Source organism: Streptomyces sp. NPDC088745 (genome assembly GCF_044751045.1).
Classification (GTDB): Bacteria; Actinomycetota; Actinomycetes; order Streptomycetales; family Streptomycetaceae; genus Streptomyces; species Streptomyces cremeus.
In genome coordinates this window covers 275,856-293,165 of the sequence record NZ_JBIVLB010000010.1, presented here as the reverse complement: position 1 = coordinate 293,165, position 17,310 = coordinate 275,856, and the positions used below count along the sequence as shown (strand labels likewise).

General features: G+C 76.1%; 10 protein-coding genes. 8 read left to right on the top strand and 2 right to left on the bottom strand.

The window, feature by feature from the left end; genetic code table 11:
• Positions 1-225 precede the first annotated feature (225 nt).
• A complete protein-coding gene (locus ACIP93_RS25570; protein ID WP_345227363.1) occupies positions 226-381 on the top strand; it encodes a DUF6131 family protein in 156 nt (51 codons plus the stop codon).
• Between the two features lie 145 nt (positions 382-526).
• On the opposite strand, the gene ACIP93_RS25565 is transcribed toward ACIP93_RS25570, so the two are convergent.
• Positions 527-2,032, bottom strand: a complete 1,506-nt coding sequence (locus tag ACIP93_RS25565; RefSeq protein WP_401762003.1) for a DUF4246 domain-containing protein — start codon at positions 2,030-2,032, stop codon at positions 527-529.
• A gap of 43 nt (positions 2,033-2,075) precedes the next feature.
• On the bottom strand, positions 2,076-2,738 hold the full coding sequence (locus ACIP93_RS25560; RefSeq protein ID WP_401762001.1) for a class I SAM-dependent methyltransferase: 663 nt from the start codon (positions 2,736-2,738) through the stop codon (positions 2,076-2,078).
• A gap of 383 nt (positions 2,739-3,121) precedes the next feature.
• Between ACIP93_RS25560 and ACIP93_RS25555 the strand changes: the two genes are divergently transcribed.
• The 7 genes from ACIP93_RS25555 to ACIP93_RS25525 all read left to right on the top strand — a co-directional run bounded on the left by ACIP93_RS25555 (position 3,122) and on the right by ACIP93_RS25525 (position 17,208).
• A complete protein-coding gene (locus ACIP93_RS25555; protein ID WP_401761999.1) occupies positions 3,122-3,982 on the top strand; it encodes a DUF4132 domain-containing protein in 861 nt (286 codons plus the stop codon).
• Positions 3,979-9,285 (top strand): hypothetical protein, encoded by a 5,307-nt coding sequence (locus tag ACIP93_RS25550; protein ID WP_401761997.1) that lies wholly within the window; start codon positions 3,979-3,981, stop codon positions 9,283-9,285. Before ACIP93_RS25555 ends, ACIP93_RS25550 begins: the two co-directional genes overlap by 4 nt.
• Positions 9,282-10,484 (top strand): AAA family ATPase, encoded by a 1,203-nt coding sequence (locus tag ACIP93_RS25545; protein ID WP_401761995.1) that lies wholly within the window; start codon positions 9,282-9,284, stop codon positions 10,482-10,484. Before ACIP93_RS25550 ends, ACIP93_RS25545 begins: the two co-directional genes overlap by 4 nt.
• A gap of 3 nt (positions 10,485-10,487) precedes the next feature.
• Positions 10,488-14,264 carry a DUF5682 family protein gene (locus ACIP93_RS25540; RefSeq protein WP_401761993.1) on the top strand — a complete coding sequence of 1,259 codons (3,777 nt, stop codon included), beginning with the start codon at positions 10,488-10,490 and terminating at the stop codon, positions 14,262-14,264.
• Entirely contained in the window at positions 14,261-16,144 is a 1,884-nt protein-coding gene (locus ACIP93_RS25535; RefSeq protein WP_401761991.1) for a hypothetical protein, read from the top strand. Before ACIP93_RS25540 ends, ACIP93_RS25535 begins: the two co-directional genes overlap by 4 nt.
• A 94-nt stretch (positions 16,145-16,238) precedes the next feature.
• On the top strand, positions 16,239-16,400 hold the full coding sequence (locus ACIP93_RS25530) for a carbohydrate-binding protein (RefSeq protein ID WP_345227347.1): 162 nt from the start codon (positions 16,239-16,241) through the stop codon (positions 16,398-16,400).
• 118 nt (positions 16,401-16,518) lie between these two features.
• Positions 16,519-17,208: an esterase/lipase family protein gene (locus tag ACIP93_RS25525; protein ID WP_401761989.1), complete on the top strand. Its 690-nt coding sequence runs from the start codon at positions 16,519-16,521 to the stop codon at positions 17,206-17,208.
• Positions 17,209-17,310: the final 102 nt, after the last annotated feature.

Genomic DNA, 17,310 nt, shown 5'->3' with positions numbered 1-17,310 from the left:
TTCGTGAAATGTCGTATATAGCCGTTTGTAGGGCGATAATAAGAAATACGATCGCCGCCGTGCGAGCAGCGCACAGACAGATGTCACGTCGGCGCATGAGGTGCCAGGAGGTGGGCACATGATCGTCGCACCGCAGAAATCGAGCGCCTGACCGGCGCGAAGCGGTTGCTGCCCCGCGGTCGGCGCAAGGCCGTACGCACCGAAGTCTTGAAGATCGGAATTCCCATGATTGTCCTCGGCGTCATCCTCCTCATCATCGGCATCCTCGCCCACGTGTCGCTCCTGACGACCGTCGGCGGCATCCTCGTCGTGGTCGGAGCCGTGCTGTGGATCCTCGGCGCGACCGGTCGCGCGATCGGCGGCCGCAAGCACTACTTCTAGCCGCGACAGCGGTGCCCGCCCCCCCTGCCGCGCCCGGGGACCCGGAACGTCACCGGGTCACCGGGCGCGGCAGGAACTCGAGGGCGTGACACCACCGCGTCCGCTCGTCCGCCCGACGGCTCAACCGCTCGGGTGCCCCGGTGCCTCAGTGCTCGCAGAGGGAGAACTCGCGCTCGTAGAGCTCGTTGTTGTGCGCGGAGACGAAGAACTTCCGCTCCTGCATGAGCTGTTCGCGGAAGTCCTTCGCCTGCTCCAGCGTCATCGTCGAGGTCTCGGCCCACGGCTGCTGCGGCGGGACGTCGGAGGTCGAGACGATCGACGCCGACGGGTCGACCAGGAAGAACGCGAGGATCTTGCGGTGCCCCGGCCGGGTCGGGTCCGCGAGGCGGAACGAGCCGACGCGGTGCTGAAGGGTGTTGGGGAAGGCCAGGAAGCGCCCCTCGGGGGTGGCCACCGCCCCCAGCTCCTGGTTGAGCGGGTCCTCGTCGTTCAGCCCGTAGACGTCGCTCATGCCGTTGCTGTCGTTCTGCTCGTATTCCGGGTCGTCGAGCGCCGCCCGGAAGCCCAGCCGGCTCTCGGTGATGTTCTCGTTGTCCCAGTAGTAGATGCCGGTGGAGACGATCCGCTCGTTCATCATCCCCTCCACGTGCCAGGAGCCGCCCGCGTACTCGGGCTTCTCCGGGGTGAGGTGGAGGGTGGCCAGCTTCACGATGACCTGGAGACGCCGGCCGCGCAGGTCCACCCGGGCGTCCGCCGGGACCGGCTCGGGAGCGACGAACTCCGGGGCGTCCGGTACGGCCGGAACCCGGTCGTACCACCAGTTGTCCTGCGCCGTCTCGTACGCCGCGTACGCCTCTTCGTAGCCCTCGTCCCCGTCCTCGCCCTCCGGCTCGACGGGCTCGGTGCCGTCGTACCACGAGTACGGGTCGGCCCGGATGCGCGGCGGGCGCGGGTGCCGCAGGTCCGTCAGCACGTTCTCCAGCAGGGGCCGCGCCCGGGCGAAGAGCTCCGGCAGGACGGCCGCCAGCTCGCGGTGGTCCACCGGGTGGACGTTGTTCACGTACGACCGGAAGGCGACCGTGCCGTCCTCGGCCACCTCCACGTCCGTGGGCAGCCACTGGAACCGCTTCGAGTACTCGAACTGGGCGCCCCGCACCTCCGGGTGCTGCCACGCCCGCTCGGGGCCCCCGCTCACCCCCTGCACGAGGCAGAACAACGAGGGATGTATGAGGTCCAGCACCTGGCCGTCCGAGCCCGGGTGCCAGTCCTTCTCCTCCTCGGGGACCTCCTCCAGGACCCGCACCGCCGCGCGCAGCCGCTCCCGCAGTCCGTCCTCGACCAGGGTGTCCGAGTGCCACACCCCGTCGACGGCCGCCGCCTCCGCGCCGGTCCGCTCGTCCCGCAGCCCCGCGTAGTACGCCAGCTCGTCGAGCACGTACCGGATCTGCGCTTCGGTCATGCCCTGGTCGAGGGCTTCGCGCGTCCACCGGGCGACGATCTCGGGGTCGTTCCTCTTCACGAACCACTGCGGCTTCGAGCGGATCAGGGCGCTGCACCGCATCATGTCCAGTTCCCGCAGCGTGCGGGGCTTCGCGTACGCCGTCGTCGGGGACGCGAGGAAGGGCAGCGGGAAGGCAGAAAGGTCAGTCACGGATCGGTCCTTACCGTCGGTGTGGGACGGCCGGAAGGATACGTCAGCGGTCCGACACGCCACCTGGCCCGGCGTCCGGCCGGGCGGCCGGGCGGGCGTGCACGCTCACGGCGTAACCGCCGCCGTCCTCGTAGGGGTCGGCGTCCCAGGTGGCGCAGCGCTGCCGCAGGACGAGCCCGGCGTCGGCGCACCAGCGGTCGAACTCCGCCAGGGTCACCGTCGGCTCCGGCAACGGCAGATGGGCCGCGTCCAGGCCCATGCCGGTGACCAGCAGCCCGCCGGGGCGCAGGGCGGAAGCCAGGTGGCGTACGACCGTGGGTTCGGTGCCGGGGGCCAGCAGCGGGACGACGTTCCCGGCGGCGAGCACCAGGTCGAAGTCCGGTTCCAGGCCCAGGGCGTCGAGCCGGGACAGGTCGCCGAGGAGCCACTCCTGGGCGGGGGCCTCGCGGCGGGCGACGGCGAGCATGGAGGAGTCGATGTCCACGCCGGTGCAGCGATGGCCCAGCTCGGCGAGCCGGACGGCGATCCGGCCGGTGCCGCAGCCGGCGTCGAGCACGCGGGCGGCGGGCGCCAGCAGGGCCGCGCAGAAGGCGGCCTCGCCGTGCACGTCGTGGCCCGACTCCGCGAGCCGCGCGAAACGCCGGGCGTAGTCCTCCCCGGCCTGCCCGTCGGTCAGTTGCGCCCAGCGGTCCCGCTGTTCGGACATGCTCGGCACCCCTTTCTCTCCGTCCCGCCGCGCCGCCGGCGGGCGGGGACGCCGTCCCGGTCCCTTGCATGATCACACGCGAGCCGGCTCAGGACCGCTCGCCGTCCTCGGGACCGAGGCGCCTCTCCACCTGGAACTGTCGGTGACCGGCGCTCAACGCACCGTCGAAGAACGTCCGCGTCGTTCCTCCTCGCCGGCCGATCCGGCATCCGCTCGAACGCATTGTCAGTGGTGACACCTACAGTCTGTTCCACTCGTCACGGTGCGTTGCCGCTGACGGGACGCAGCAACGTGCCGCCGGACCGGTGGCCGTTCGAAGCCAACACCGTTCGAGACAGCACCGTTCGAGACAGCACCGTTCGAGACAGCGGGGAGAACAGCGCATGGGGTGGGTTCCGGCGGGCGACTACGAAGTCGCCCTGGAGGCGGGCAAGGTGGTCTGCCGCAACGGGAAGGGCCGGCGGCTGAAGTCCGTCCCGGCAGGCTTGAAGGACGACCCGGCGGTCGTCGGGCTCCGGCAGCTCACGGAGTGGCTGGACCGGCACGAACGCCGGTGCAGGACCGACGTCGAGCAGTGGATGGTGCGTTCGCTGCCCGTGCCCACCGCCGTGCTCGCCCGGGTCTGGCCGGACCCGGCGTGGCAGGCGGCCCTGCGGGACGTCGTGGTCACCGGTGCGGACGGCGGGGTCGCCGGGTTCCTGCGCGACGTGGACCCCGAGCGCGGCCTCGGGCTCGTCGACCTGGACGGCGACACGGTCCGCATCACTCCGGACGTCGTCAGCGTGCCCCACCCCGTTCTCCTCGACGACCTCGAGGACCTGCGGGAGTTCGCGGTCGAACTGGAAGTGCGCCAGAACGTGGAGCAACTGTTCCGCGAGGTGTGGCGCCGCCCGGCCGGGCTCGCCCCCGACACCACCTCCGTGGACACCTACGCGGGCGGCGTCTTCAAGCAACTGCGCTTCCTGCACGGCCGCGTCACCCAGCTCGGTTACCGCTCGCGCGGCGGATACGCGGTCTGCCCGGTCGTCGAGGACGGCGCGACCGTCGAGGCCCGCATCTGGATCGGCGAGAACGACGGATACGGCGAGTACGACACGGAGACGGGCCCGCTGGGCTGGACCGACCCCTCGGGGCGCGCGCTGACGGCCGCCGAGGTCGGCCGCGTCGCGTGGTCCGAGGGCATGCGCATGGCGGCGGCGCTCTACGCGGGCCGCGACGTCGAGGACGAGGAGCGGGCGGCATGAGCACCACGACGACGAACAACGCGGCGACGAACAACGCGGCGACGAACGCCACGACGAACAACGCGGCGGCGAACGCCACGACGGCCAACGTCACGGCGGCGAACGCCGCGACGGCCGGCTCCCCGGCGGCGAACGCCACGACGGCCGGCGCCGCCTCTCCCGGCGCGACGCCCCTCCCCGCCCAGGCCTCGGGCGTGAACACCGCGACGCCCGCCGCCGGCGCCCGCGCGGCGGCCCTGCTGGACGCCGGGGCGATCCTCCCCGCCCGCACCACCGACCGGGACGACGCCGACGCGCTGACCGCCCGCACCTACACCCACCCCGCCCTGGGCGACCGCCCCGTGGTCCGGCTCGTGCCCGGCACCCTCGGCGAGGCCGAGGACCTGGCCCTGGAGTTCCTCGGCCTGGCCCGGACCGCCGAGGCCCCCGTCGTGGGCCAGGTGCGCCGCGAGACGCTCGGCTTCCCGGCCTGGGCCCTGGTCAACGACCCGGCCAACGGACACCACGCGCTGGCCCTGGTCAAGGACATCGAACGGCTCGGCCGACAGGCCAGAACCCGCGCCGGGGCCGCCAAGGAGGGCTTCGACGCCCTGGGCACCCGACTCGGCCGGGCCGTACCCCACTTCCTGCCCACCTACTACGAACAGGTGGCACGCCTCTTCCTCCAGGCCGAGAACACCAGCTACGCCGCCTCCTTCTTCGGCAAGGCCCGCGAGGCCGAGCGGGTGCACGGGCTGGTCGTGGACGAGGACCGGCAGCGGGCCGTCTTCCTGGAGTTCGCCTTCGCCGGCGCGCTGACCGTCAAGGCGCTGCGCCAGTACGTGCGCGACCTGGCGGCCCGCCTCGAACCCGCCTCCGCCTGGTCGCAGTTCCGCCGCCTGCTGGTCGAGCGCTGCGCCGCCGGCATGCCGCCGTACGCGGCGCTGCCGCAGGACGTGCGCGCCCTCGTCAAGGCCGCCGGACTGGAGCGCGCGAGCGCCGAACGCGACCTGGTGGCCGACCTGATCGGGTCCCCGGGAGTCGTCCGCGCCCCCGCCTCGTTCTGGACGGCCTACCGCTCGGCCCTCGTCGCCCTCGCCCGCGAGGACGCGGCCGTACGGGTCCGGCTCCTCGGCTTCTTCCCCGACAGCTTCAGCGAGAGCGACCAGGACACGGACGGCGAGTCCCAGTGGCTGGCGCTGCTGGCCGAGTGCGGTGCGGAAGACCTGCTGACGGCCCTCCCCGACACCTCCACCGCCTCCGGCCACGCCCCCTCCGCCACGGTCTCCCCGGCGGACTGGCTCGCCCGCTGGGAGGCGCACCGCCGACGCGACCGGGCCACCGCGGGCCGCAGCCCGCAGACCCTCGACCTGACCGCCCGGATGGCGCACCGGCTGCGCGCCGACGGCACTCCCGTCGAGCTGTTCCAGGGCCGCTGGCAGCGCAACGCCGACCTGGACCTCCTCGACCTCTGCCTGGCCTCGGGCATCCCCGTCGCCGAGCCGGACGAGGACGGCACGGGCCACGGTCAGCCGCCCGCCCTTCCGGTCGGCAACTGGCTCACCGACACCGCGCCCGGCGCGCGGGACCTCACCGCCGTCGCCCGGCATCCCCTGTTCCGCGCCCTGCTGGGCCGGGCCGTCGGCGGTCTCGGCGGGCAGCGCGGACAGCACTCGTTCGAGACCGGCCTGGCCGAGCTGGCGGCGCACCCCGTGCTCTCGGAGATCCTCCGGGAGTGGCTCACCGCACGCGCCGGGGAATACACGGCCGCGCGCGGACTCCCCGGGCTGCGCGCCGCACTCCAGCGGCTCTCGCCGTTCCGCTCCGTGGTCGCGGACGTCGCCCCGGAGGCCGTGCGCCTCCTCAAGCGCCACGACCTCCTGCCGCTGCTCGCGTCCACCCTGCGCACCGGCGTCTTCGACGAACTGGGCTGGCCCGCCCTGGACGAGACGTACGCCGAACTCGCCGCCGAGATCGAGCGGCCCGCGGGTACGCGCCGGCAGCACCGCAGATCGGAGAGCGTCGGGGTCACCGGCGCCTGGCCCGCGCTCGTCCTGAACACCCTGGAACGGGCCGTCGTCGTCGGCCCGGAAGGGGTGCTGCTGCGGCACACCCTGCGGGTGCCCGCCACCGACGACCCGTGGCGGACCTACGCCTTCCGTTACGTCGACGGGGAGCTGCTGGTCATGTGGTGGGAGGACGGCGCCATGCGCGGTTACTGGTCGCACCGCCCCGCCGAGGTGTTCACCGTCGGCGGCGAGCAGTCCCTCCGCTGGGGCGGCTCCGGCGCCCTCGACGACGTGTGCCTGCCGCTGCCCGGCGGCGGCCGCGCCACCGGCGGCAAGGCCCTGCACGCGGGAGACACCGCCCTCCCGCCCCAGCGCGCCGTCATCGGCGACGGCGCCGCCCTGTGGCGGGAGGGCCGCCAGGGCACCCGACGGGTGTGGCTGGAGTACGACCCGGCCACCGGCACGCACGGCCGCGCGTCCCTCCCCGCGTTCCTGCGCTCCGGAGTGCTCGACGGCACCCGGCTGCTCGCCGAGCACTGCCAGGTGCTGCCCCTGCAACCCGGCCTGGAGAGCACCCCGTTCGGCACGGACGGCGCGGTCCTGGGCCGCTGGGTCCGCCGTACGGTCACCGAGCCCGGCACCGCTGCCCCCGCCGACGGGCACCGGATCGTCACCGGCACCCCCGACGGCCGCACGGTCGCCCTGCCGGACCCGCTGCCCGACGGCGGCTCCCGGGTGCCGCTCGGCGCCCTCGGCCTGCCCGGCGGAACACGGCCCGTCGCGGTCCTGCACCACCGGTCCGTCGAAGCGCACCCGGCGGACACGGACGGCACCGGCGGCCCCCTGTGGTCCGTCACCGCCGACTCCCGCGGCGGAAACGACGCGGCGGGCACCCCCTACGTGCCTCCCGTCCCCTACTGGCACGCCCTGCGCCCCAGGGACGAACGCGGCTCCGCCGCGCTGCGGAAGCTGACGGACTCGCGGGTGCGGAAGCTGTTCCGGCAGGTCGCCGCCGCCGTCGCCCGCCACCACGAGGCATTCCGGGCCGCGGAGAAGTACACCGGGCCCTCCGTGCAGGAGATGAGCGAGGAGGCCGTCGCGCGGGTGCTGCCCAAGGTGACCGACGCCCGGCTCCGCGCGGGCGTCGCCGCGCTCGTCAGGAACGCGGTGGAGCGATCGGCCGCCGCCGCCCGCTACCTGGAGCCGCCGAAGCCCGACCGGCCGGCCGCACCCCGCGACACCGCACGCGTCAAGGGCATGTTCTTCGACCACGAGCCCGAACACGCCGACGACACCACGCTGCGCGACGCCACCGCCTGGAACTCCGAGCGCATCCACGGAGGCTGGTGGGGAGGCGACAGCCGCTGGACCACGATCCGGCAGATCCTCGCCGTCAACCACGTCCTCGGCGGCGAGCCCGCGTTCGGCCCGCCCGTCCCGGCCACGACGCCGTTCCCCGCCGTCGACGGCTGGCAGCGCGACGAGTGCACCGTGCCCGGCGACGCCCAGACCTGGACCTCCCTCCTCGACACGCTGCCCCGGCTGGCCCTCCGGGCCGCCTCGCAGACCACCTCCGCCGCACACCGCGCCGGCCTCCTCGTCCTGCTGGAAACCCTCGCCGCGGGCCCGCTGGCCGACCCTGCGGGCACGGTCCGGCGGGTGGAGCTCGTCGAGCCGCTCGCGGCCCGGGCAGCAGGCTGGCAGGAGTGCGTGCCCCGCCTCGGCCAGGTGCTGCGCCGAGGTCCCCGCACCGTCGTGATCATCGCCGACCGGGGTTACAACGACCGCCGCGACGCGGCACGCTGGACCGCCCTGGACCACGATCCGACCGGTGTGTTCGGCCCCGTCCCCGGCTTCACCGTCGGCGGCGAGCGCGTGTACGCCCAGGGCGTCGGCCGCGACCGGCTCACCCGGCTCGTCGCGCTGGTACGGGAGCACGGCCCGGCCCCCTGGCGCCCGGAAGCCGCCGAGGCGTTCCACACCGCCACCGGAATCGGCCCCCTCCAGTCCGCCGCCCTGCTGTCGGCGGCCGTCAGCGAGCCCGGCCCCGAGGCGCTCGCCCTCCTCGGGGTGAAGACCCGCGCCTTCGAGGCCGCGCAGAACAACCTGAACGCCCTGCCCCGCGCCGACCGGCACGCCCTGCTGCGGGCGCTGCTGCCCGAGGACCCGGCCGAGCTGTGGGCCACGGGCCCCGACGTGCGGGCCGCGGCCGAGGTCTGGCGGGAGCGGCTGGCCTCCCTCGTCCGCGTCCCCGAGGAACTGGAGCTCGACCTGACCGGCACCACCCCGGAGGCCGTCGACCTGATCCTCAACGCGGGCGCCCGGAGCTGGCTCGCGCACGGCACGGACGTGCCCGACGGCACCGGCGGCCCGAAGCTGCGCCGGGTGCCGGCGCAGGGTGTGCTCCGCAGCGCCCGGACCGCCCTGAGCACCCTCGCCTACGCACTGCCGTACGGGCACCCCCTGCGGGCACACCTGCCCACCGCTCTGGCGGTCCTGCGCGAGCGTCTGGCCGACCCGCTCCTGGTGCTGGAACTCGGCCTGGACTGGACGGAGTCGGGGACTTCGGTCGGCCTCGCGATCCGTGCCGCCCACGGACTCCCCGAGACCGGCGGGGCGGCCGCCGACGGCCTGGTCAGGGCCGGTACGGCGCTGCTCCTCGCCCCCGGCCACGGGGACAACGAACGGCTGCTGATCCGCCCGGCCGGGCTCACCGGCCCCGACGACCCGGCGTTCGGCCTCGTCGAGGGCACCGTCAGCCCCCACCGCACCGACGACCTGTTCGCCCTGCGCGCCCTGCTGAGCGAGGAGACCGACGCGCTGGTCGCGGCGGGCGCCCCCGACGGCTCCCCCCACCACCCGGCCCAGGACCCGGCCCGCACGGTGCCCGGCACGGTGAGCGAGGCCGCCGACGCCCTCGGCCTGAGCGCGGACGCCGCCGCCCTGTACCTGATGCTGCTCGCCCTGCCCGACCCGACGGACCGCAACTGCGTCCGCTGGACCGGGTGGAAACCCGCCCGCGTCAAGAAGGCCCGGGCGGAACTCGCCGCCACCGACCTCGTCGTGGAGGCCAAGCGCTCGCGCGCGGGCCGCAGCCTGTTCCTCCCCTGCGGCTGGCTCGAACGCGGCGCCCCCGGCCTGCCGTTGGAGACCTGGAAGGAAGGCCTGTACCCGGTGGCGGGCTCCGCCCGCACCATCCCCCACCTGTCCGTGCCCGCGCTGTACGCAGCCGCCTGGGCACGGGTGCGCGGCGGCGACGCCCCCGCCTTCGAAGAACTGGACACCCGCGCACCCCGGAAGGGCCGCCGCCGATGACGAACGACACCGCCACCGCTTCCACCCCCGCGCCCCCGGCCGGACCCGCCGGGGAGCACCGCCAGGTCACCCTGCCCGAGGACCGGTACGCCACCGAGCTGGCCTTCCTCGCCGCCCACGACACCGGGCCCCGGCCGCCCGGCTGGCTGCTGACCCCGCGCGCCGTCGTCACGTTCGTGACCGGCAGCGCGGGCGAGGCCCTGGCCCTGCCCAAGGGCGCACGGCCGGGCGCCGGGACACCGCGCCGCCTGGTCGTCGAGCAGAAGTTCGTCGGCGAACGCGCCCTGGTCGAACGGTGCGTGGTCACCCTCGCCGGCGAGCGCGGCCTGCTCCTCGTGGGCGAGCCGGGCACCGCCAAGTCCATGCTCTCCGAGCTCCTCTCGGCGGCGGTCTGCGGAACCAGCGCGCTCACCGTGCAGGGCACCGCCGGCACCACCGAGGACCAGCTCAAGTACGGCTGGAACTACGCCCTGCTGCTCGCCCAGGGCCCCTCCCGGCAGGCCCTGGTGCCCTCCCCGGTGCTGACCGCCATGACCCGGGGGGCCGTCGCCCGCGTCGAAGAGGTCACCCGCTGCCTCCCGGAGGTCCAGGACGCCCTGGTCTCCCTGCTCTCCGAGCGGCGCATCGCCGTCCCCGAACTCGCGGGCACCGAGGGCGCGCAGGTGCACGCGGCCCCCGGGTTCACCCTCATCGCCACCGCCAACCTGCGGGACAAGGGCGTCTCGGAGATGTCCGCCGCGCTCAAGCGGCGCTTCAACTTCGAGACCGTGGGCCCCATCGGCGACGTGGCGGCGGAGACCGCGCTCGTCCGCCGCCAGTCCCGGGCGGCCGTCGAACGCGTCGGCGCCGCCTACCAGGTGGACGACGCGATCCTCGAAGCACTCGTCACCGCCTTCCGGGACCTGCGCGAGGGCCGCTCCGTGGAGGGCTGGGAGGTCGAGCGCCCCTCCACCGTCATGAGCACCGCCGAGGCGGTCTCCGTCGGGGGCTCCCTGGGCCTGGCAGCGGCCTACTTCCCCGGCGACCGGGACGTGCTGTCCCTCCTGCCCGGCCACCTGCTCGGCGTCGTACGCAAGGACGACCCCGCCGACGCGGCCCGGCTGCTGGGGTACTGGGACGGCCCGGTGCGCAGGCGCGCGGAGCAGGGCTCGGCCACCTGGCGCGCCCTGTGGGACCTGCGCGCGGTGCTGGAGAACTGACCGATGAGCCACCCGACCACCCCCGCGCCGCACCCGGCCGCCGCGGCACGGCCCGCCACCCGGACACCGTCCCCCGCCCCGGAGGCCGCCGTGGCGGCCCTCGCGGCGGCCGGGCCCGGCGCGCCGTTCCTCGTCGGCGTGCGCCACCACGCCCCCTCGCTGGCGGCCGCCCTCCCGGCGCTGCTGGACGCGGCGGCCCCCGACGTCCTCCTCGTCGAACTGCCCGCCGAGTTCCAGCCCTGGCTGGGCTGGCTCGCCCACGAGGAGACCCGGGCCCCGGTGGCCCTGGCCGCCGTGCCCGCCGACGGACGCGGGCCGGCGGACGAACGGGGCCCGGCCTTCTACCCGTTCGCCGACTTCTCACCGGAACTGGTCGCCCTGCGCTGGGCCGCGCGCAACGGGGTCCCGGCCGTCGCCTGCGACCTCCCGCTGGCCGACCGGGCCTGGGCGCGGGGCGGACCGGAAGGACCGGCTCCCGCCGCCGGCCCGGGGGAGGGGGCCGGGCTGTCCGCCGCACTCCGGTCCCGGCTCACCGGCCGGGACGGCGACGACCTGTGGGACCGGCTGGTGGAGGCCCAGGCACCCGGTTCCACCCCCGAGGCGATCCGCCGCGCCGCCCTGCTCACCGGCTGGGCGCTGCGCCACGAGGCCGAGGCGCACGGCGGAGTGCCGGGCACGGACCTGGCACGCGAGGCGTGCATGCGCGGCCACCTCGCCAAGGCCCTGGCGGACGGACAGCGGCCCGCCGTGGTCGTGGGCGCGTTCCACACCCCGGCGCTGCTTCCGGCCGCCGAAGGGGTCTTCGTGCCGTACGCGACGGACGCACCCGGGACCCCGGACCCGTCGCACGGGCCGGGGCCGGACGGCGGCGCCCCCACCGCCTGCACGGTCTCCCTGGTCCCGTACGCGTACCCCCTGCTCGACTCCCGGTCCGGCTACCCGGCAGGCATCCGCGACCCGGAGTGGCAGCACACCGTCCTGGACGCCGCCGGGGACCCGGCCGCGCTGCACGAGGCACTGATCCGCACCACGGTCCGGCTCTGCGCCGCCCTGCGCGAACAGGGTCACCCCTACGGCCCGGCGGACGCGCGCGAGGTCGTCCGCGTGGCCGGTGACCTCGCCCGCCTGCGCGCGCTGCCCGCCCCCGGCCGCGGTGAACTCCTCGAAGCCGTGCAGACGGTGCTGGGACGCGGCGAGACCTACGGCACGGGACGCGCCGTCGCCCGCGCCCTCGAACAGGTACTGGTCGGCGGGCGTACGGGACGGCCCGCGCCCGCCGCGCCGCGCGGCGGACTGGGCCCCGCCGTCGAGGCGGAGACCGCGGCGCTCTCGCTCCCCGGCCCCGCGGACGCGTACGAGAGGACACCGCGCGACCTGCGGCTCGACCCGGCGCGCTCCGCCCTGGACCGGCGTCGCGAACTGCTGCTGCGCCGGCTGTCGGTGTGCGGCATCCCCTACGCGCAGGAGCAGACGGTCACCGGCGCGGCGGGCACCGAGGGACTCACCACGCGCTGGCAGGTGCGCTGGACCCCGGCGACGGCCGCGATGCTCACCGCGGCCGGAGCGCGCGGAGTCACCCCGGCCCAGGCGGCCGAGGGCCTGCTGCGGCAACGGCACGCCGCCGAGCGCGCGGAGGGCGGCCCGACGGCCGCACAGGTCGTCCGCGGCCTCACGGAGGCCGCCCAGTGCGAGCTCCCGGCCCTGGCCGACGCACGCCTGGCGGAACTCGCGGACGTACTCCCCGCCAGTGCCACCCTGCCCGAACTCCTCGCCGGACTCGACCTGTTGGACCGCATCGACGCCGGCCACCTGCCGGGCCTCGCCCCACCCGAGGGCCACCGCGCCTCCCCCGGCCGCCCTGCTCCCGCCGTGCCCTCCGGTTCGGGCGTCCCTCCCACCCCCGGCACCCCCGCAGCGGCCACCGACACCCCCACCGCCCCCGACACCCACCCCGGCACGACCTCCGCCCCTGCCCGTGCCGCCCGCACCGCGCACGCGGCGGAGCTGCTGACCGCGGCGGCCGTCCGCCAGGTCGACGGCCTGACCGGCTCCGAGGAGCCCGCCGACGCCCGCGCCCTGCTCGAACTCGCCCAGCGCGCCGACCGGCTGGGCGGCATCCGGCTCACCGGCGCCCTCGCCCGGCTGGCCGCCGACGGCACCCCGCTGATCGCCGCCGCCGCCGGGGCGGTCCGGGTGCTCACCGGCCACGAGGACGCCGACACCTTCGGCGGCCGCGTCGCCTCCTGGGTGGACGGAGCCGCCGACAGCTCCTCCCGGTCGGCGCTCACCGCCCGCCTCACCGGCCTCCTGACCGTGGCGGGCCCCCTCCTGACCGTCGGCACCGGCGCGCTGGACCCGTTGCTGCGCCGGGTCGTCGAACTGGACGACAGCGCGTTCCTGGCCCGGCTGCCCGCCCTGCGCGGCGGCTTCGACACGCTGAGCCCCGCCGCCCGCGACCGGCTCCTGGACACCGTCGAGGACCGGCTGGGCGAACGGGTGGACCTCCCCGGCGGCCACGACCCCGCCGAACTGGCCCGCCGGGCGGCCGCCGACCTCTCGGCCCGCGCCCTCCTGGCCGGCCTCGGCCTGCCCGTCCCGCCCCCCGCCCCCGACGACGGCCCCCTGCCGCCCCCCGGCGGCCCGCCCGCCCCCCGCACCGCCGCGCGGACCATCGCGCCCGCCGACCGCTGGCGGCTCGTCCTCGGCAGGCGTCCCGGCCGACTGCCCGCCGGGGCCGCCCGTCTGGCGACCGCGCTGGACGAGCTGTACGGCACGGGACACGGCGAGGGTTCCCGCGCGGGCATGCCCGACGCGGGCACCGGAGGGCGCGGCGGCCGCGAGCCCTCGTTCCCCGGGGTGCGCGAATGGTCGCAGGAGCTGGCCGCGCTGTTCGGCCCCGGCATCCGCGAGGAAGTCCTCGCCGCCGCGGCCACGACGGGCCGCCAGGACGTCCTCGCCGCACTCGACCCGGCGGCCGTCACCCCGTCCGTGGCGCTGCTCCGCACGGTCCTGCGGTACGCCGGCGGCCTCCCCGAAGCCCGTCTCGCGGCCCTGCGCCCGCTGGTCCGCCACCTCGTCGACGAACTCACCCGGCAGCTCGCCACCCGGCTGCGCCCCGCCCTCACCGGCACCATGACGGCCCGGCCCACCCACCGCCCCGGCGGCCGCCTCGACCTGCCCCGCACCCTGCGCGCCAACCTCGCCACCGCCCGCCGGACAGCCGACGGAACGGTCCGGGTGATCCCCGAGAAACCGGTGTTCCGCAGCCGCGCCCGGCGCTCGGCCGACTGGCGGCTGATCCTGGTCACCGACGTCTCCGGGTCCATGGAGGCGTCCACCATCTGGTCCGCGCTGACCGCGTCCGTGCTCGCCGGGGTGCCGACCCTGAGCACCCACTTCCTGGCCTTCTCCACCGAGGTCGTCGACCTCACCGGCCAGGTGCACGACCCCCTCTCCCTCCTGCTGGAGGTGAGCGTGGGCGGCGGCACGCACATCGCCGCCGGACTGCGGCACGCCCGCAGCCTGGTCGAGGTGCCCAGCCGCACCCTCGTCGTCGTCATCAGCGACTTCGAGGAGGGCGCCCCGCTCGGCGGACTGCTGGCCGAGGTGCGCGACCTGGTCGCCACCGGCTGCCACGTCCTGGGCTGCGCGAGCCTGGACGACGCCGGCCGGCCGCGCTACTCCACGGGCGTCGCCGGGCAGCTCGTGGCCGCCGGGATGCCGGTGGCGGCCCTCAGCCCACTCGAACTGGCCCGCTGGATAGGGGAGAAGACCGCATGACCACCACCCCGCTGCCGCCCGTCGCACCGGAGGTCACGGCCACGCTGGTCGAGGACCTCTCGCCCCGGTTGCGCAAGCGCCTGGACGCGGCGGTCGCCAAGCTCGCCGCCCGCCCGGCCCGCCGGGACGGGGACACGGTGACGATCGCGGTGGACGACGAGACCGAGCTGCGCCTGTACGCCCCGGGCGGGGCGGTGCGCACGGTGGACGCCCTCAGCTGCGGCTGCCTCCTCGCCCCGGCCTGCGTCCACCGTGCGGCCGCCGCCTGCGCGGCCCCGGTGGCGGACCCGCCGCCGGCCCCCGCCGAGGAGCCCGGCACCGACGCCCCGGCGACGGAAGCGGCATCGGCCGCCGCTGGTGCCAACCCGGTGCCGGGCCCCCCGTCGGTCCCCGCCGATGAGCCCGCCCGCGCCGCCGACGCAGCCGGTCCCACCCCGGCCCCCGGCCCCGCCTCCCCTCCCGAGACGGCGAGTCCCGCCGAGCGTGCCGCGGCCGACGCCCTCTGGTCGGCGGGGGCCGCCGTCCTGGAGTCCGGCGTCGACGGAGCCGGCGCGGTCACCCAGTCGGCACTCCTGCGCGCCGCGCACACCGCCCGCCTCCGGCAGCTCCCGCGCGCCGCCGGCGCCGCCCTGTCCGTCGTCACGCTGCTGCGCGCGGCCCGCACCGGCGACCCCTCCTACCGCACCGCCGACCTGGTCACCGCCCTGGCCCAGCTCCTGGGCACCGCGCACCGGGTGCGGACGGCGTCCGGGACGGACCTGGCCGCCGCACGGGGCCAGGCCCGCCGCCCGTACAGCGCCGACGGATCGCTCCGCCTCCACGGCCTGTTCACCGAACCCGTGATCACCGACACCGGGCACGGCGGCGCCCGCACCTGGGTCGCCGCGGCGGACGGCCGCCTGTTCACGGTCGGCGACGTGGCGCCCGGCGGCGCCGGACGCGCTCTGGGCGTCGCCGACCGGGCCGTGCGCCTGGGCGACACCGCGCTCACCCACCGCGAGCTGGGCCGGGCGGGCCTGGCGGTCTCGGGGGCGACGGTCTCACCGGACGGACGGCTGGGCGCGGGCAAGGGCGTCAAGGCGGTCGCCGCCCGGGGCACGGCCTGGACGCAACCACCGCTCGCCGCCCTGTGGGAGACGCCTCCCTCCCAACAGGCCGCCCGCGCCCTGCGGTTCTCCTCCCGCCACGACGCCCCGGCCACCGGCGGCAGCGACCTGCTCTTCCTGGAGGTCGAACTCCTCGGCGCCGCAGCGGAGCCGGGAGGCGCCTGCCTGCTCGCCCGGTGCCTCCCGGGAGGCCCGGCCGTCCACCTCGCCGCCGCCGACGACGAACCCGCCCTGGCCCACCGCGACAACCTGAACCTCCTGGCCGCGGCCCCGGGAACACGGCTGCGGATCATCGGCCGCCTGGTGCCCGCCCCCCACCCCCGGCTCACCCTCCTCGCCTGCTCGCACCCCACCGGCGAGGGCACGCTCGACCTCGGCTTCGACCGCCTGAGCCGCGCCGACCTCCCCGCCCCCGCGCCCTCCGTCCCGCTCCCGCCGTCCGCACCCGGCGCGACCTCGGCCCCGTACCTCCTGGAACGCCGGGTCGAACAGGCGGTCCTGGCGGGCCGCGCCGCCCTCGGCACGCTCGGCGACGTCTCCGCCGAGGCCGGCCGCGTCCGCCGCGCCGGCCTGCCCACGGCTGCCGGGCTGCTCACCGCGCTGTGCGCGGCGGCTGCCCCCCGCGAGCGCGACCACTTCGGCCGCCTGCTGCCCGCCGACACCGACGGGTTCGCCATCCAGTGGCTCGCCTCCGCGCGCTACACGGCCGCGGTCGCCGAGTCCCTGTGCGCGGCGGCCTGGCAGGAGGCGCAGCCGGCCCCGGCCCCCGGTTAGCACCGGTCCGGCAGCGCGCGTGCCGCGGCCCGCGCGCCCCGTGGGATGATCTGGAACGTCGGCAGCGCGCCGGCGGTGGGAAGGGGGCCGGCACATGGCCGCAGGATTTTCGGCGTGGAAAGTCAATCAGCAGTACGCGGTGAACGACCGCACCACCCTCAACGGCAAGCACTACCTCTGCCTGGTGGCGCACAAGTCCAACTCGGCGAACAACCCCAGGAGCGCCGTCACGTTCTGGCAGCGCTACACGATCTGACCGGACGGGCCCGCCCGGGCGCGCCGCCGCGGCGGAACGCGACGGAACGTGCTGTCGTACGGGTGAATCCCGCCGCCGGGCCGTGCTGCCCGGACCGTGTGCGCGCTACACAGTTCCGGTGATCAGAAACCTGACGCGGAGCGCGTGCACGCTCCTCCTCGCGTACGTGTCCCTCCTGCCCGGCACCGCGTTCGCGGCCCCCGCCCAGCCCCCGCGCCCGGCAGCCGCTCCCGACCCGGTCGTCTTCGTCCACGGGTGGAACTCGGACGGCTCCATCTGGCAGACCATGGCGAGCCGCTTCCGGGCCGACGGGGTGCCGTCGAACCGCCTGGACCAGTGGACCTACGACACCGCCCAGTCGAACACCGTGACCGCGGCCCGGCTCGCCGAGGAGATCCGGCGCGTCCTGGACCGTACCGGCGCACGCCGGGTCGATGTCGTCGCCCACTCCATGGGAAGCCTCTCCTCCCGCCACTACCTCAAGAAGTTCGCCGGCGCCGCGAAGGTGGACGCCTGGGTCTCCCTCGCCGGGCCCAACCACGGAACGACCCTCGCGAACTGGTGCCACCAGACCTCGTGCGTGGAGATGCGGCCGGGCTCGGAGTTCCTGAGCGCCCTCAACTCCGGTGACGAGACGCCGGGCACGCCCCGCTACGCGACCTGGGCCTCCCCCTGCGACAACACCATCAGCCCGCGCGACAGCGTCGCCCTGGCCGGAGCCCGCAACACCACCACCGACTGCCTGGACCACAGCGGCCTCCACGAGGACCGGAAGGTCTACGAACAGGTCAAGTCACACCTGGGGTGACGGGCCCGCCCGCCGGGGATAGGGGCACCGGCCACCCGCCCACCCCGCCGCCCGGGACAGAGGCACCGGCCACCCGCCCACCCGCCCACCCGGACCAGCGAT

What these genes read in the sequence shown, in the direction of transcription:
- ACIP93_RS25555 (WP_401761999.1), top strand. Translation starts at nt 3,122, where the DNA reads ATGGGGTGGGTTCCGGCGGGCGACTACGAAGTCGCCCTGGAGGCGGGC.
- ACIP93_RS25560 (WP_401762001.1), bottom strand. Translation starts at nt 2,738, where the DNA reads ATGTCCGAACAGCGGGACCGCTGGGCGCAACTGACCGACGGGCAGGCC.
- ACIP93_RS25540 (WP_401761993.1), top strand. Translation starts at nt 10,488, where the DNA reads ATGAGCCACCCGACCACCCCCGCGCCGCACCCGGCCGCCGCGGCACGG.
- ACIP93_RS25550 (WP_401761997.1), top strand. Translation starts at nt 3,979, where the DNA reads ATGAGCACCACGACGACGAACAACGCGGCGACGAACAACGCGGCGACG.
- ACIP93_RS25545 (WP_401761995.1), top strand. Translation starts at nt 9,282, where the DNA reads ATGACGAACGACACCGCCACCGCTTCCACCCCCGCGCCCCCGGCCGGA.
- ACIP93_RS25570 (WP_345227363.1), top strand. Translation starts at nt 226, where the DNA reads ATGATTGTCCTCGGCGTCATCCTCCTCATCATCGGCATCCTCGCCCAC.
- ACIP93_RS25535 (WP_401761991.1), top strand. Translation starts at nt 14,261, where the DNA reads ATGACCACCACCCCGCTGCCGCCCGTCGCACCGGAGGTCACGGCCACG.
- ACIP93_RS25530 (WP_345227347.1), top strand. Translation starts at nt 16,239, where the DNA reads ATGGCCGCAGGATTTTCGGCGTGGAAAGTCAATCAGCAGTACGCGGTG.